Origin of the sequence: Actinomycetospora chiangmaiensis DSM 45062, assembly GCF_000379625.1 — a bacterium.
GTDB classification, from domain to species: domain Bacteria; phylum Actinomycetota; class Actinomycetes; order Mycobacteriales; family Pseudonocardiaceae; genus Actinomycetospora; species Actinomycetospora chiangmaiensis.
Map to the genome: position 1 here is coordinate 148,044 of NZ_KB903247.1, position 14,620 is coordinate 162,663.

16 protein-coding genes are annotated in these 14,620 nt (G+C 73.8%); 10 read left to right on the top strand and 6 right to left on the bottom strand.

Annotated features, from left to right (window positions below; genetic code table 11):
* The first annotated feature begins 69 nt into the window (after positions 1 to 69).
* The 7 genes from A3CO_RS0127530 to A3CO_RS37730 all read left to right on the top strand — a co-directional run bounded on the left by A3CO_RS0127530 (position 70) and on the right by A3CO_RS37730 (position 5,501).
* The gene (locus A3CO_RS0127530) at positions 70 to 1,149 is read left to right on the top strand and encodes an ABC transporter substrate-binding protein (protein WP_018335485.1); all 1,080 of its coding nucleotides are present in this window, start codon (positions 70 to 72) and stop codon (positions 1,147 to 1,149) included.
* A gap of 23 nt (positions 1,150 to 1,172) precedes the next feature.
* Complete coding sequence (locus tag A3CO_RS0127535) at positions 1,173 to 1,976, top strand: ABC transporter ATP-binding protein (RefSeq protein WP_018335486.1); 804 nt, start codon at positions 1,173 to 1,175, stop codon at positions 1,974 to 1,976.
* Positions 1,966 to 2,871, top strand: a complete 906-nt coding sequence (locus A3CO_RS0127540; RefSeq protein ID WP_018335487.1) for an ABC transporter permease — start codon at positions 1,966 to 1,968, stop codon at positions 2,869 to 2,871. The genes A3CO_RS0127535 and A3CO_RS0127540 overlap by 11 nt, the downstream gene beginning before the upstream one ends.
* Positions 2,872 to 2,975: 104 nt before the next feature.
* Entirely contained in the window at positions 2,976 to 3,587 is a 612-nt protein-coding gene (gene cysC, locus A3CO_RS34655; protein ID WP_018335488.1) for an adenylyl-sulfate kinase, read from the top strand.
* On the top strand, positions 3,584 to 4,519 hold the full coding sequence (locus tag A3CO_RS0127550) for a glycoside hydrolase family protein (RefSeq protein WP_018335489.1): 936 nt from the start codon (positions 3,584 to 3,586) through the stop codon (positions 4,517 to 4,519). The genes cysC and A3CO_RS0127550 overlap by 4 nt, the downstream gene beginning before the upstream one ends.
* Positions 4,519 to 5,304 (top strand): sulfotransferase family protein, encoded by a 786-nt coding sequence (locus A3CO_RS0127555; RefSeq protein ID WP_018335490.1) that lies wholly within the window; start codon positions 4,519 to 4,521, stop codon positions 5,302 to 5,304. Before A3CO_RS0127550 ends, A3CO_RS0127555 begins: the two co-directional genes overlap by 1 nt.
* Complete coding sequence (locus tag A3CO_RS37730) at positions 5,304 to 5,501, top strand: DUF202 domain-containing protein (RefSeq protein ID WP_018335491.1); 198 nt, start codon at positions 5,304 to 5,306, stop codon at positions 5,499 to 5,501. Before A3CO_RS0127555 ends, A3CO_RS37730 begins: the two co-directional genes overlap by 1 nt.
* Position 5,502: 1 nt before the next feature.
* On the opposite strand, the gene A3CO_RS37735 is transcribed toward A3CO_RS37730, so the two are convergent.
* Positions 5,503 to 5,727, bottom strand: coding sequence for a DUF5134 domain-containing protein (locus A3CO_RS37735; RefSeq protein WP_157647877.1), 225 nt, complete (start codon positions 5,725 to 5,727; stop codon positions 5,503 to 5,505).
* 12 nt (positions 5,728 to 5,739) lie between these two features.
* Between A3CO_RS37735 and A3CO_RS0127570 the strand changes: the two genes are divergently transcribed.
* Positions 5,740 to 6,006, top strand: coding sequence for a hypothetical protein (locus tag A3CO_RS0127570; protein WP_157647878.1), 267 nt, complete (start codon positions 5,740 to 5,742; stop codon positions 6,004 to 6,006).
* A gap of 172 nt (positions 6,007 to 6,178) precedes the next feature.
* On the top strand, positions 6,179 to 6,616 hold the full coding sequence (locus tag A3CO_RS0127575; protein WP_018335494.1) for an SRPBCC family protein: 438 nt from the start codon (positions 6,179 to 6,181) through the stop codon (positions 6,614 to 6,616).
* Positions 6,617 to 6,625: 9 nt separating this feature from the next.
* Here A3CO_RS0127575 and A3CO_RS0127580 read toward each other — a convergent pair whose 3' ends face one another.
* Both A3CO_RS0127580 and A3CO_RS0127585 read right to left on the bottom strand, forming a co-directional pair.
* Positions 6,626 to 6,970 (bottom strand): 4Fe-4S dicluster domain-containing protein, encoded by a 345-nt coding sequence (locus A3CO_RS0127580; RefSeq protein WP_018335495.1) that lies wholly within the window; start codon positions 6,968 to 6,970, stop codon positions 6,626 to 6,628.
* Complete coding sequence (locus A3CO_RS0127585; protein WP_211214582.1) at positions 6,967 to 8,538, bottom strand: FAD-dependent oxidoreductase; 1,572 nt, start codon at positions 8,536 to 8,538, stop codon at positions 6,967 to 6,969. The genes A3CO_RS0127580 and A3CO_RS0127585 overlap by 4 nt, the downstream gene beginning before the upstream one ends.
* Before the next feature lie 197 nt (positions 8,539 to 8,735).
* On the opposite strand from A3CO_RS0127585, the gene A3CO_RS0127590 reads away from it, so the two are divergent.
* The gene (locus A3CO_RS0127590) at positions 8,736 to 10,055 is read left to right on the top strand and encodes an NtaA/DmoA family FMN-dependent monooxygenase (protein ID WP_018335497.1); all 1,320 of its coding nucleotides are present in this window, start codon (positions 8,736 to 8,738) and stop codon (positions 10,053 to 10,055) included.
* A 30-nt stretch (positions 10,056 to 10,085) separates the two neighbouring features.
* Here the strand turns inward: A3CO_RS0127590 and A3CO_RS0127595 are convergent, their stop codons facing one another.
* The 3 genes from A3CO_RS0127595 to A3CO_RS0127605 form a co-directional block, all read right to left on the bottom strand.
* Positions 10,086 to 10,568: an OsmC family protein gene (locus A3CO_RS0127595; protein ID WP_018335498.1), complete on the bottom strand. Its 483-nt coding sequence runs from the start codon at positions 10,566 to 10,568 to the stop codon at positions 10,086 to 10,088.
* Positions 10,569 to 11,236: 668 nt separating this feature from the next.
* Positions 11,237 to 12,310, bottom strand: coding sequence for an LLM class flavin-dependent oxidoreductase (locus tag A3CO_RS0127600; RefSeq protein ID WP_018335499.1), 1,074 nt, complete (start codon positions 12,308 to 12,310; stop codon positions 11,237 to 11,239).
* A gap of 383 nt (positions 12,311 to 12,693) precedes the next feature.
* Positions 12,694 to 14,574, bottom strand: coding sequence for a DUF6777 domain-containing protein (locus tag A3CO_RS0127605; protein ID WP_026205072.1), 1,881 nt, complete (start codon positions 14,572 to 14,574; stop codon positions 12,694 to 12,696).
* Positions 14,575 to 14,620: the final 46 nt, after the last annotated feature.

Genomic DNA, 14,620 nt, shown 5'->3' on the forward strand with positions numbered 1-14,620 from the left:
GCGCGCCGGTCCACCCGTCAGTCGACCTCGCCGCCCCGAGGCGAGGCCTCCTCAGGAGAACCACCACCCGTGACCCGCCACCGTCGGCGCACCCTGCCCGCCGTCGTCATCGCCCTCGTCGTCGCAGCGCTGGCTCTCGCCGGCTGCTCCCGAGCCCAGGAGTCCTCGAGCACGCCCGCCGCGGACCAGGGCCCCGCCCAGCAGCTGCGCCTGGGGTACTTCCCCAACATCACCCACGCCGGCGCGCTGATCGGCGTGCAGAACGGTCTGTTCGCCCAGCAGCTGGGCCAGACCAAGCTCTCCACCCAGACGTTCAACGCCGGGCCGGAGGAGACGAGCGCCCTGCTCGGCAACTCCATCGACATCGGCTTCATCGGCTCGGGTCCGGCGATCAACGCCTACAAGCAGAACCCCGACGGCATCCGCCTCATCTCCGGGGCGACCTCGGGCGGGGCGCAGCTCGTGGTCCGGCCGGGCATCACCAGCCCGCAGCAGCTCCTCGGCAAGAAGATCGCCACCCCGCAGCTCGCGAACACGCAGGACATCGCGCTGAAGAAGTGGCTCAAGCAGAACAACCTGCCGACGGGCACCGGCCCGGGCGCCGTCGAGGTGGTCAACATCGACAACGCGCGGGCGCTCGACGCCTACAAGACCGGCCAGCTCGACGGCGGGTGGCTGCCGGAGCCGTTCGCGTCGCGGTTCGTGCTGGAGGCGGGGGCGACCCCGTTGGTGGACGAGAAGACGCTGTGGCCGAACGGCCAGTTCCCGACCACGGTGGTCATCGCCCGCACCGACTACGTGCAGCAGCACCCCGCCACCGTCGCCGCGTTCCTCAAGGGCCTCGTGGCCGCCGAGAACCTGTCGCAGACCGACCCGAACGCGGCGAAGGCCGCCGCCAACGCCGGGCTCGGCGCGTCGGGCAGCAAGCCGCTCGCGCAGAACGTGCTCGACCGGGCGTGGAGCGAGGTCGCGCTCAACCCCGACCCGCTCGCCTCGACGTTCCCGCAGCTGGCGCAGGACGCCGTGACGGCGGGAACCGCCCAGTCGGCCACGAACGTCAAGGGGCTCTTCGACCTCGGCCCGCTCAACCAGGCGCTGCAGGCCGCCGGCCGACCGACGGTCGACCCGGCCGGTCTCGACACCAAGTAGTTCCCCAGGAAGGGACTCCCACCATGACCGCCACGCTCGAGCGCCACGCCCCGGAACCGCGCACCGGCCCGCCCGCCCTGGACGTCCGTGGGGTGTCCAAGGTCTTCGGCAGCGGGGAGGACGCCGTCGTGGCCCTCGACGGGGTCGACCTGTCGGTCGCGCCGGGGGAGTTCGTGTGCCTCCTCGGCGCGTCGGGCTGTGGCAAGTCGACGCTGTTGAACCTCGTCGCGGGGCTCGACCGGCCGACCAGCGGCACGGTCGAGACCACCGCGGCGCGGCCGGCGGTGATGTTCCAGGAGGCGGCGCTGCTGCCGTGGCTCGACGCGGGCCGCAACGTCGAGCTGCCGCTGCGCCTCGCCGGCATCGGCCGCGCGCAGCGGCGGGAGCGGGCCCGCGAGCTGCTCGCGCTGGTGCGGCTGGAGGGCCAGGCGGCGAAGCGGCCGCACGAGCTCTCGGGCGGCATGCGCCAGCGCGTGGCCCTGGCCCGGGCCCTCGCGGCGGCGACCGGCCTGGGTGGGGAGGGGAAGAGTCGCGAGGAGGCGGGCGTCCTGCTCATGGACGAGCCCTTCGGTGCGCTCGACGCGATCACCCGGGACGTGCTGCAGGCCGAGCTGCTGCGGGTCTGGGAGGCGACCGGCACCACGGTGCTGTTCGTGACCCACGACGTGCGGGAGTCGGTCCGGCTCGCCGAGCGCGTGGTGCTCCTGTCGTCCCGGCCAGGGCGCGTGGTCCGCGAGTGGGCCACCTCCACCGCCGACGACGCCGAGGAGCTGCACGGCGACATCACCGGTGAGCTGCGCGAGGTGATCTCCGCCCATGGCCGCTGACAGCACGACGACCACGGCGGCGACGGCCGCCACCACCGACGACGACGCCGTCGACCTCGGGCGCGGGCTCGACGCCCTCGACACCCCCACCGAGCAGCGCACCCCGCTGTGGAAGCGGCTCCTCACCGGCGTGGTGCCGCCGATCGTGGCGGTGGTGCTCTTCGTGGTGGTCTGGCAGATCCTCTGGGCCTCGGCGATCTGGCCCGAGTTCAAGCTGCCCTCGCCCGAGGCGGTGTTCGGCACGATCGGCACCGACGTCGCCGACGGCCGGGCGCTGTCGATCATCTGGACCTCGATCAGCCGCGCGGTCCTCGGCTTCCTGCTCGCCGTGGTGATCGCGACCCCGATCGGTCTGCTGGTGGCGAGCGTGCCCCTGGTGCGCTCGGCGATCGGCCCGGTCCTCACCGGGCTGCAGAGCCTGCCGTCGGTGGCGTGGGTCCCGGCGGCGGTGCTGTGGTTCGGCCTGAACGACCAGACGATCTACTTCGTCGTCCTCATGGGCGCGGTGCCGTCGATCGCGAACGGGCTGGTCTCGGGCATCGAGCAGGTGCCGCCACTGCTGCCGCGGGTCGGGTTCGCGATGGGTGCGTCCCGCTCGCAGTCGGCGCGGCTGATCATGCTGCCCGCCGCCCTGCCCGGGTTCCTCGGCGGCCTGAAGCAGGGCTGGGCCTTCGCCTGGCGCTCGTTGATGGCCGCGGAGATCATCGCGACCTCGCCGAGCCTGGGCTTCGGCCTCGGTGCCTACCTCAACGAGGGGCAGGCGCTGTCCGACATGCCCTCGGTGATGGCGGCGATCATCCTGATCCTCATCGTCGGGATCGGCGTCGAGCTGCTGTTCTTCCGGCCGGCCGAGCTCCGCGTGCTGCGGGCCCGCGGCCTCGGGACAGGGCCGTGAGGGTGTCGGTGCTGACGCGTCGGCGGCACGTCGACCACGGGCGGGTGGACAGCGCGCTCTGTCGCTGACGGTGCCCCGGGCCCGTCCGCGAACCAGGAGTCGCCATGTCCTCCGGCCCTGCCGTCCACCCGTCCTCCGTCCCGTGCGCCGGCGGCGCCACCGTCTGGCTGACCGGCCTGCCCAGCGCCGGCAAGTCGACCGTGGCCGCCGGTGTCGCCGACCGGCTCCGCACCGAGCGGTGCGGCGTCGAGGTGCTCGACGGCGACATCATCCGCACCAACCTCTCCAAGGGCCTCGGCTACAGCCGCGAGGACCGCGCGGTGAACATCCGCCGCATCGGCTTCGTGTCCGGCCTGCTCGCCCGCAACGGCGTGGTGGTGCTGGTGGCCTCGATCGCGCCGCACGCCGACGTCCGCGCGCAGGTCCGCAGCGACCACGAGGCGCTCGGCGTGCCCTACGTCGAGGTGCACCTGTCGACGCCGGTCGAGGTGACCGCGCAGCGCGACGTCAAGGGGCTGTACGCCAAGCACCGGGCCGGCGAGATCACGGGGCTGACCGGTGTCGACGACGCCTACGAGGTCCCCGAGCGCCCCGACCTCGTCCTGCCCACCCACGAGCAGACGGTCGACGAGTCGGTGGGCGCCCTGCTCGACCACCTCGTCCGGCGCGGGATCCTGTCGCGCGAGCCCGACCGCCTGACCAAGGAGTCCGCGTGAGCCACATCGACCCGACCGGCGCCCCGCTGCCCGACGGCGCCGCGGCGACCGTCGTCGTCCCCCCACCCGACGGCCGCCCCGGCACCTGGGCGGGCGCACCGAGCGCCGTGCGCCACGAGGGCGCGGTCTACCTCGCGTACCGGCTGCGCCGGCCGGAGGGGGAGGGGCGCGGGTACGCCAACGTCGTGGCGCGCTCGGGCGACGGGGTGTCGTTCGAGGTCCTCGCGATCGTCGAGAAGGAGCGGTTCGACGCCGAGTCGCTCGAGCGTCCCGCGCTGGTGGTCACCCCCGCGGGTCGCTGGCGGCTCTACGTCAGCTGTGCCACACCCGGCACGAAGCACTGGTGGGTCGAGCTGCTCGAGGCCGACACCCCCGAGGGGCTCGCGTCCGCGCCGTCGGTGACGGTCCTGCCCGGCTCCGACGAGCTCGCCGTCAAGGACCCCGTGGTGCAGTCCCACGGCGGGCAGTGGCACCTGTGGGCCTCGGTCCACCCGCTCGACGACCCGGACGCGACCGACCGCATGACCACCGAGTACGCCACCAGCCCCGACGGCGTCGCGTGGACCTGGCAGGGCACCGCGCTCGCGCCGCGGCCGGGGGAGTGGGACGCGCGCGGGGTCCGCGTCAGCACCGTCGTCGACCTCGGGGACCGGCTCGTCGCCCTCTACGACGGCCGCGCGAGCGCGGGGGAGAACTGGGAGGAACGGACCGGGGTCGCCGTCTCCCTTCCTGACGGCGGGTTCGGCCGCTTCCGCGCGGAGGGGTCCGGCCCGGTGGCGGAGGCCGCCGACGGCGCCGGCCCGGGGCTGCGCTACGTCCACGCGTTGCCGCTGCCGGGCGGGGAGTACCGCCTCTACTACGAGGTGACCCGGCCCGACGGTGCCCACGAACTGCGGTCCGAAGTCGTGCCGGCCCTGGTGGGGGCGACCTAGTGGCGCTCCCCGACTTCCTGCTCCTCGGCGCCCCGAAGTGCGGCACGTCCGCCCTGCACAAGGCGCTGCAGGGGCACCCGCAGCTGTTCCTGCCCGAGGTGAAGGAGCCCAAGTTCTTCCTCACCGACGGCCCACCGCCCACCAGCGGCGGCGGGCCGGGGGACGTGCCCACGTGGGGCGAGCACGTGTGGCGTCGCGCGGACTACGAGGCGCTCTTCGACCCGGCCCCACCCGGGGCACTCACCGGCGAGGGCACGGTCTTCTACCTCTACGACACCGACGCCCAGCAGCGCATCAGGGACCTCGTCCCGGACGCGAAGCTGATCGCCGTGCTGCGCGACCCGGTGGAGCGGGCGCACTCCAACTGGTCGCACCTGCGCGAGGCCGGGCTCGAACCCGAGGCAGACTTCCTCACCGCCTGCCGGCTCGAGGACGAGCGCCGTGCCGCGGGCTGGGCGCACTTCTGGCACTACGTCGCCCAGGGCCGCTACGGCGATCAGGTCGAGGCGCTGTACTCCCGGTTCGACCCGGAGCAGGTGCTCCTGCTGCGCTACCGCTCCCTGCGGGACTCCCCGATCTGCACGGCCGACCGCGTCTGCGCGTTCCTCGGCGTGGAGACCGGGGTGGTGCGCGGGGTGCCGCGCCACCACGTGCGTCCCGACGTGCACGGCCGTTCGGCCGGGCTGTCGCCCGACGAGCGGGCGGAGGCCCTCGGCTGGTTCGCCGACGACGTCGCCCGCCTCGAGAAGATCACCGGCTGGGACCTCGGCGACTGGCGGAGCTGATGCCCGATCCCCGGTGGTTCCTCGCGCGGGAGCGCACCACGCTCTCCCGGATGCGGTTCTCACTGGGGTTCTCGCTCACCGCCATCGCCCTGGCCGTGCTGGTGCCGCCGGAGGTCCCGGCCGTGTTCGTCGTCGTGCCCGGCGTGCTCTGCGCGCTCGCCGGGCTCGCCGCGGCCGTCGCGACCTTCCGGTCCTGACTCACGTCACCATGATCAGCATGGCGACCATGCCGAGGTCCATGACGACGTGCGGGACGCTCGCCACCCGCAACGTCCGCACCCTGGTCGTCGTGGCGGGGGCCCCGGCCAGGGCGGTCCGTGGGACCAGGGCGACCAGGCCGGTCGTCAGGACCGCGTCGAGCAGGAACGCCACGGCCAGGACCCAGGCGACGATGCCCTGCCACACCGGCCCGGACATGGCCATCCGCATGTGGTCGTGGTCCGTCGACAGGGCCCGCGCCTCGCCGAGGTCGCCTACCCCGACGTCCAGGTGGCCCGTGCCGTCACCGACGGCCGCGCCCTCGACCTCGTGCTGCGGCCCGGCGACGGGCCGGTGCGGACCACGCTCGCCGTCGACCGTCTGGTGCCCGGCCGGACGTACACGAGCCTCGGGACGGCCACCGACACCGTCACCGCCGACGAGCACGGCCGGGCGCTGCTCGAGGTCGACCTCGGCGACCGCCACGAGGTGCGGCTGCACTGACCTCGCCCGGCGGCCGGGGGGCGGACCGTGTCCTAACGGCGTCTCAACGCTCCCGCGCTCGCCTGGTGGAGGGTGTGACGCCCGCTATAGCGTGGTGATCGTGTCCGGAGCCCGCTCCGCAGCGGCGGGTCGGTCGCCGGGCACGTCGGTCCCCACCCAGCGAGGAGTCGTCGTGCCGCGTCCGTACAGCAGTGGAGTCATCGCCGCCCCCGTCGAGCTGGTCTGGGCCCAGCTGCGTGCCTTCAACGACCTGCCGTCGTGGCACCCCGCCGTCGGCGGCAGCGAGCTCGTCGAGGGCGTCGACGGGCAGGTCGGAGCGGTGCGCCGCCTGACCATGGCCTCCGGCGGGGACCCCTTCGACGAGAAGCTGATCACGCTCGACGACACGATCCGCACCTTCACCTACACGTTCACCGGCGCGAACCCGTTCGGCGTCCGCCGCTACCTGTCGACGGTGCGGGTCAGCCCGATCACCGACACCGGCGAGACCTTCGTCGAGTGGTGGGCCGAGTACGACGCCGACGCGAGCCAGGAGCAGGAGCTGAACACGACCTTCGCCGACGGCGTCTTCGGCACCGGCATCAAGGAGCTGCGCGAGAAGCTGGCCTGACGAGCCGGGTCACACGAGCGGCGGCCCGGGCGGGTCGCCGGGCTCGTGGATCAGGGGCGGTCCGATCGCGATCCGCGCTCCCGGTGTGCGGCCCTGCCCCCAGCCGAGGGCGGCGCGGTAGCTCCCCAGCGCCACGTCGGCCTCGGCGGGCGGGGCGGGCAGCGGCGTGCGCTCGGCCGCCACCCACAGCGCGTCGACCGGGCACCAGGCCTCGCACAGGAAGCAGGTCTGGCAGTCGCCCTGCCGGGCGATGACGGGGACGGCGCCCGGCACGCGGTCGAAGACGTCGGTGGGACAGACGTCGACGCAGCGGTCGCAGCCGATGCAGCGGTCGGTGGAGAGCAGCTCGATCATGCGGGAGACGCCGCATCGAGGGGAGCACGCCGATAGGGGAGCTCGACCGATGAGGGGGTCCGGAACCACACGTCGTCGAGCCCGCCGACCGCGATCCGACGCTGCCAGGCCGGGTCGGTCCCCGGACGGTCCTCGCGCTTGTGCATCCCGCGCGACTCCTCCCGCGCCAGGGCCGCCGTGTACATCCAGCGCGCGACCGCGGTCATCGCGGTGGCCTCGCGGACCCGCCACGACCCGCCGTCGAGACCCGCGCGGACCGTGTCCCACACGCCGTCGAGCCGTTCCAGCGCGGGGCGGAGCCGGTCGCCGTGGCGGATCAGGTTGATGTCATAGGGCAGCACCTCGGCCTGCACGGCCGCCACCACGTCCCGGGCAGGGGTCCTTCCGGATGGGACGGGACCCGCACCTGTCGTCGGGAAGGGCCTGCCGTGGGCGTGGGCGTGCGCGGCCGCCGCGCGCCCGGCCCAGCTCCCCGAGGACAGCGCCCAGGCGGCGTTGTGGCTGCCACCGCCGGTGAAGCCGCCGCAGATGTCCTCGCGGCTGGCGGCGTCGCCCGCGGCGTAGAGGCCGGGGACGCCCGTGGCGCAGTCCGTCCCGGCGAGCGCGATGCCGCCGGTCCCGCGGACCGTGCCCTCGGCGACCAGGGTGATCTCGAAGAGGTCGCGGAACGGGTCGATGCCCGCGCGGTCGAAGGGCAGGAAGAAGTTGGGCTGGCCCCGGCGCATCGCGACCTGCTCGGCGGGGCCGGCGTGGTCGAGGCGGCAGAGCACCGGCTCGTCGAGCAGGGTGCGGGCGATGACCGACCGGCCCCGGGTGCTGCCCGCGCCCTCCAGGACCGTGCCGTCGGCGCGGTAGAAGCTCGCGTAGCTGTAGTAGGCGGTCTTCGTCACGGTGCTGTGCGCCGGCGCGATCGCGTAGGCGTTGGAGAACTCCATGCCCGAGAGGTGCGCGCCGACCTCCGCGGCCGCCAGCGCGCCGTCGCCGGTGTCGACGTCGCAGCCCAGGGCGCCGCTGCCGAAGGCGCAGCCTCCGGTCGCGAGCACCACCGCGCCCGCCCGCACGCGGTAGTCCACGCCTTCCTGACGACGGGTCCCCGCGGCTCCCGCCACGACGCCGTCGGACGTCGTGAGCAGTCCCGTGAGGGGGGAGTGGTCGAGGATGCGTACGCCCGCGCGTCGGACGAGCGTCCGCATCCGGCGCATGTACTCCGGTCCCTGGACACCGCGACGGATCTCGCGGCCCTCGTCGTCGCGGGGGAAGGGGTAGCGACCGCGGTCGGCCAGCTCGTTGACGCCCGCATACGTCTCGTCGAGCACGCGCGCCATCCAGCCGCGGTCCGAGAGGTAGCCGCCCAGGCCCTCGCGCGAGGCCATGGCCGTCTCGCGGGCCTCGGCGTCCGGCTCGACGTACCAGACGCTGGTGCCCGAGGCGGCGGTCGCGCCGCTCGCCCCGCACCAGCCCTTGTCGACGAGCACCACGTCGGCGCCCGCGTCCGCGGCCCGCAGGGCGGCCCAGGTCCCGGCGGGGCCGCCGCCGGCGACCAGGACGTCGGTGTCGAGCTCGAGCACGCCGATCACGCTACGGGTGCCCGGGCGCGGCCGCCCGGCTTGCCCCTCGGACCGCCGCGGCCGAGACTCGGGCAGGTGCCCGCCCGCCTCGAGCCGTTCTGGCCCTCGCGGCGCGGGCACGCGTTCGACGAGCACTGTCGCTGAGGTCGCCCGCTCCTCGCCGCCAGATCGCCGTCGACGCATCCCCCGGGAGAACCGTGCCCCGCACGCTCGCGACCGTCACCCACGCCGGTGGGACCGACGGAACCTACGAACTCGCCCTCGACCCGACGCGTTCGACGCTTCACACGGCGATCCGGGTGGCCGGACTCGCCGAGGCGGCCGGCATCGACGCGCTGTTCACCGCGGACCTGCTGCGCTTCGGCGCCCAGGGCGTGATCGGGGCGCAGGAACCGCTGGTGTTCGTGTCGGCGTTGAGCCAGGTCACCTCGCGGATCGGGCTGATCGCGACGGTCTCGACGACTTTCCACCACCCGTTCAACCTGGCGCGCCTGTTCGGGACCCTCGACCACGTCAGCAACGGACGCGCCGCATGGAACCTAGTCACCTCGGCGCTGGGGGAGGAGAACTTCGGTCCCGGCGAACTGCCGAGCCCGGAGCAGCGCTACGCCCGGGCGGCGGAGACCCTGGAGATCGTCAACGCGCTGTGGGACAGCTGGGAGCCGGGTGCGCTCACTCTCGGACCCGACGGCCGAGCGGTGCTCGACCCGGACCGCGTGCATCCGATCGATCACGTCGGCGACTTCTTCTCCGTGGCAGGCCCGCTGAACGTGCCGCCGCTGCCCCAGGGCCGGCCCGTCCAGATCCAGGCCGGTCAGTCGGCGGCGGGGCTCGAGCTCGGCGCCCGGTACGCCGAGGTGGTCTTCACGTCGCTCCCGACGCTGGACGTCGCGCAGGACTTCACGCAGCGCATCCGGGCCCGCGCCGCCGCCCTGGGCCGACCCGCCGGACTGCCGCTGATCTTCAGCTCGTTCCACGCCACCTACGGGGCGACCGAGGCCGAGGCGCAGCGCCTGGTCGCCGAGCGACGGGAGGCGATCGACTTCGAGCGCGGCCGCGCGCAGGTCGCCGACATGCTCGGCGGCGGTCCGGACCTCCTCGCGCGCCTCGCCGAGCTGCCCCTCGACCGGCCGGTGCCCGAAAGCCTGCTCCCCACGCTGTCCTCGATCAACGGGCGCCGTGGACGCGTCGAGGTCTTCTCCCGCCAGGTGGCCCGCGGCGACACGCTGCGCGAGCTGGTGATCGCGGCGCAGGACACCGGCCACTGGACCGTCGCCGGCACCCCCGAGCAGCTGGCCGACGCGGTCGAGGAACGGTTCCGGGCGGGGGTCCTCGACGTCATCTCGCTGAACGGGCTCGACGATCCCCGCCGGCACGAGTTCGTCGTCGACGGCCTGCTCGCCGAACTCCGACGGCGGGGCATCGTCGGGTCGCCCTACCCCGGCCGCACCCTGCGCGAGAACCTCGGGCTACCACCCGTGGGCGCTGGACGCGAACGGGCCGTCCGTCACGGTTGATCGTGACGAACGGCCCGTTCGCGGGGTGTGTCAGACCGTGGCGGACGCCGGGACGCGGGTCCACTGGTTGTCGAACTCGAGCCCGCTGCGCGTGAACATCTGCGTCACGGGGCAGCGGCGCGCGACCTCCGAGACGAACTTCTCGAACTGCTCCTCGGTCGCGTCGGTCTCGACCGTCGCCCGCACCTCGACGCGGTCGAAGTTGGCGTTGCCCTCGGCGCCGCCCACGAAGACGGCGGTGTCGAGGTCACCGACGATGTCGAAGGTCCACTTGGTGACGGTGATGCCCAGGTCCTTCGCGACGATGCTGCCGGTCACCTGGTTGCACGAGGTCAGGGCGCCGAGCAGGTAGAACAGCGGGCTCGGGGCCGAGTCCTTGCCGCCGAAGGCCGGGTAGGCGTCGGTGTGGAAGACGTGGCCGCCCTCGCCGCCGGCGGTGAGGGTCTGGTAGACGCCGGTCCCCTCCGCGTGGACGGGGAACGGGACGACGGTCTCCTTGGGCTTGATGGCCATGCTGGGTGTCTCTCCTGTGAGATCAGGCGGGGACCGGCCCACGGGACGTGGGCCGGCACGTGCAGGGGTGGCGCTCGACGTACGCGCCGAGGTCAGCGCGGGTTCACCGCGGTGACGGACCCGCTAAACGAGGGCGCGGGCGGGGCGACAGCCCATCGCCGGCACGCGGCACAGGTCGACGTGCAGACGGCGCACGAGGAGCTGGCCCATGGCGTCAGTCAACCAGTGGGGCGCAACCGATGTCGAGTCCGACCCGGGTCCGTCACAGTGGCGCAGCCCTGCGCGTGGCACACACATTACGGTCGGTCGGGCGTTCGGTCCTCGCGACTCCGACGCGTCGCGCGCACATTCCGCTCGGTCGTCGGGCGACCGGTGCTGTCGACTCCGACGCGTCCCGCACACAACTGGTCCTCGACTACGTGCCTCTGCGCAAGGTCGGCCGCGCGAGTCCCGGTGCGCCGACCCGGGCCCGGGGCGACAGCTCCCACGAGGCCCGGGCGCTCGACCCGATGTGTGCCCGACGCGCAGGGTCGGTCGCACTCTTCGCCCGACCTCCGAGGTTGTGCGCGCGACGCGCAGGGCTCGACGGGACCCTTCGCCCGACCTCGAGAAGTGTGCGCGTGACGCGTGCGTCGAGCGGGGCCCGGCGCCGGCCCGGGACCTCGTCCTCACCGAAGCAGCGGCAGCACACCCTCGCCGAACTGGTAGGCCTCCTCGAGGTGGGGATAGCCCGACATCACGAACTCGTCGATGCCGAGCTCGTGGTACTCGGCGATCCGTTCCGCCACCTGCTCGTGGCTCCCGACCAGCGCCGTCCCCGCCCCGCCGCGGACCAGCCCGATCCCGGCCCACAGGTTGGGGCTGATCTCGAGCGAGTCGGTGGAGCCGCCGTGCAGGGCGAGCATCCGTTGCTGCCCGACCGACTGGCTCGTGCGCAGCGCCGCCTGGGCACGTTCGATCGCGGCCGGTTCGAGGGAGTCGAGCATGCGCTGCGCCTCGGCCCAGGCCTGCTCGGAGGTGTCGCGGGCGACGACGTGCAGCCGGATACCGAAGCGGATCGGGCGCTCCAGCTCGTCGGCGAGCTTGCGGACCCGCCCGATCTTCTCGGCGACCCCCGACGGCGGCTCGCCCCAGGTCAGGTACACGTCGGCGTGGCGGGCGGCGACGGGCAGGGCGGCGTCGGAGGAGCCGCCGAAGTAGATCGGTGGGGTCGGGTCCGGCGGCGCGTAGGTGGACGCCCCGACGACGCGGTACTGCTCGCCCGAGAAGTCGAACGGCTCCGCGCCCCACGCGCCCCGCAGCACCGTCAGGAACTCGTCGGTGCGGGCGTACCGCGCGTCGTGGTCGGCCCAGTCGCCGAAGCGCTGCTGCTCGACGGCGTCGCCGCCGGTGACGATGTTGAGCATCAGCCGGCCGTCGGAGATGCGCTGGTAGGTCGACGCCTGCTGGGCGGCGAGGGTGGGGGAGATGACGCCGGGCCGGAACGCGACGAGGTAGCGCAGCCGGCGGGTCTCCCGGAGCAGCGCCGCCGTCGTGATCCAGGCGTCCTCGCAGAACGACCCGGTCGGCGTCAGCACCCCGACGAAGCCGAGGTGCTCGGCGGCGCGCGCGACCTGGGCGAGGTAGTCGATGTCGGCGCCGCGGGAGGCGTCGCCGATGTCGCCGCGGTCGGCGTGGCGGCGCGCGACGATGCCGCGTGCGTCGCCGGAGGTCGGCAGGAACCAGTGCGGGACGATGGTCATGGTGTGCGCTCCGCGCAGGTGAGCAGTTCCGGTCGCCCTAGCGACCCTTTCTGCTCACGGAGGCGGAGCCCACCTCCCCTCGAATCGGCGGTCGATCACGTCGGCGAAGCGCATCCGGCCGGGGGCACCGGCAGCTCTGTCCTACCGACAGGTCGTCGCGTCGAGGCACATGAGATCCACGTGGCGACGCCACGTGAACCACCAGCCCCGGAGCATGCCTCGATCGTGCGGAACCGGACCCGGCACCGCAACCCGGGGGTGCGCTCCGCGCCCGTGAGCACTTCTCCGTGTCCTGCCACGGAAAAGTGCTCACAGGCGCGCAGCGCACGCAGGAAAGCCCGGCCCCACCGGAGGGGTGGGGCCGGGCTTCCGTCGTGGTGGGCTCAGTTGCCGTTGCTCTGGGAGGAGCCCTGCGAGCCGGACCCCGAGGACCCCGAGCTCGTGGCCCCGGAGGTGCCGGAGCTGCTCGATCCCGACGACTCCCCGCTGCCCGTCGAGCTCCCCGTGCCCGTCGAGCTCCCCGTGCCCGTCGAGCTCCCCGTGCCCGTCGAGCCCTGCGTGCCCGTCGTACCCGTCGTCGAGCCGGTCGAGGTCGACCCGGCGCCCGAGGTCCCGGACGTCGCCGCGCTCGGGGTGCACTGCGTGGCGGGGTCGGTGACGGACGAGACCGTCGGGCTGGTGCCCGCGGGGCAGGAGACGCTCGCGGTGCCACCCTTGGCCGGGTTCACCGGTGCCTTCCCGCCGTCGGCGCCGGCGACGGTCTGCTGCTTCGGGCCGCCGGCGGCCGGGTCGGTCGCGGCCTTGTTCGCGTCCTTGTTCGCGGGATCAGCCGCAGCCTTGTTCGCAGGATCGGTGGCGGGGTCGGTGGCGAGCTTGTTCGCGGGGTCGGTGGCGGGCTTGGTCGCCGAGGCCTCGGCGGCGTCCTTCGCCTTCTTCGCGGCCTCCTCGGCGACCTTCGCGACGTTCTCGTCGTTCCGGGCCTTCGCCTCGGCGTTCTTGAGCTGGCTCTCGGCGGTGTCGGCCTCCTGGTCGGCCTTGACGGCGTCGTTGCCGGCCTTGATGAGGGCCGTGGCCGCGCTGACCTGCTCGGACCTGGCCTTCGCCAGCCGTTCCTGGGCCTCGAGGACGCGGGCGGGGTTCGGCGGGAAGGCGAGGAAGGCGGCGCTCAGGTCTTTCTGCGCCGCGGCCGCGGCGTTGTTCGCCGCCGTGGCACGGGTCTCGGCCTCGGTCTTGAGGCCGGCGAGGCGGTCGGCCTCGCTCCGGAACACCTTGGCGTTGATCTTCAGACTGTCGGCCTTGTCCCGCGAGTCGGTGGCGTCCTTGCGGGCCTGGTCGGCGAGCTTGTTCGCCTCGTCGGCCTTCTGCACGAGGACCGGGTCGGGCTTGCCGGTGGTGGGCGTGGTGGTTCCGCCGGGCTTGTTGGGGCCGGGGTGCGGCTTGGGGTCGGGCTTGCCCTCGATCACCACGACGTGGCTGTTGTCGATGGTGGTCACGTGGAACTGGGTGATGATCTGCTGGGTGGGGACGATCGTGATCGCCTCGGGGGCGGGGGCGCCGGGGGTGAGCGGGTTGCCGTTGAAGCACTTGACGGTGGGCTCGCCGTACGAGTTCACGAGCACGGCGGTGCCCGGGGCGAGGACGACGGGCTCCTCGACGAAGGCTCCCTGGTGGAACGGGTGGTCGGTGACGCTGGTGGCGGCACGGAGGACGACCGGCGACAGCGAGTTGACGAAGGCGGGCACGTCGGCGGCGCCGAGGCCGAACACCCCGCCCCAGGCGGCGAGCTTCGCGGGGTCGGCCTGGAGCTGCTGGAGGAACGCGGCGCTGTCGCAGCTGGCCGGGTCGGTGGTGGCGAAGAGACCGGTGGTGTCGCCGGGCTGGTTGCCGGTGGCGGCGACGGTGGCGACCTCCGCGTGGTCGGTGCCGAACGGTGCGGTGGTCGGGTCGGCCCCGGCGAAGCTGGTGGCCTGCACGGTGGGCGTGGAACCCGACAGCGTGTACCAGGCGCCGGCACCGCCGACGACCAGACCGGCGGCGACGAGCCCGGCGATGATCTTGCCGGCGATCGGGCGCTTCCTGGGCAGTGGTGACGACGACGGCGGCGGGACCGGGCCGCCGAACTGCCGGCCGGCGAAGCCCTGCGGCGCGAAGGGAGCCTGCCCACCGAGGGGCGGCTGCGGCGGAAAGGGTCGGTGCGGCTCCCGCATGAAGTGCTGCTGCGGGTGGTTCGGGCGGGCGGCGCGGGGGTCGATGTTCGTGGTCATCGGGGGGCTCCTCGGTCTCCCGGGGCCTCGTCGACCCCGATTCGGT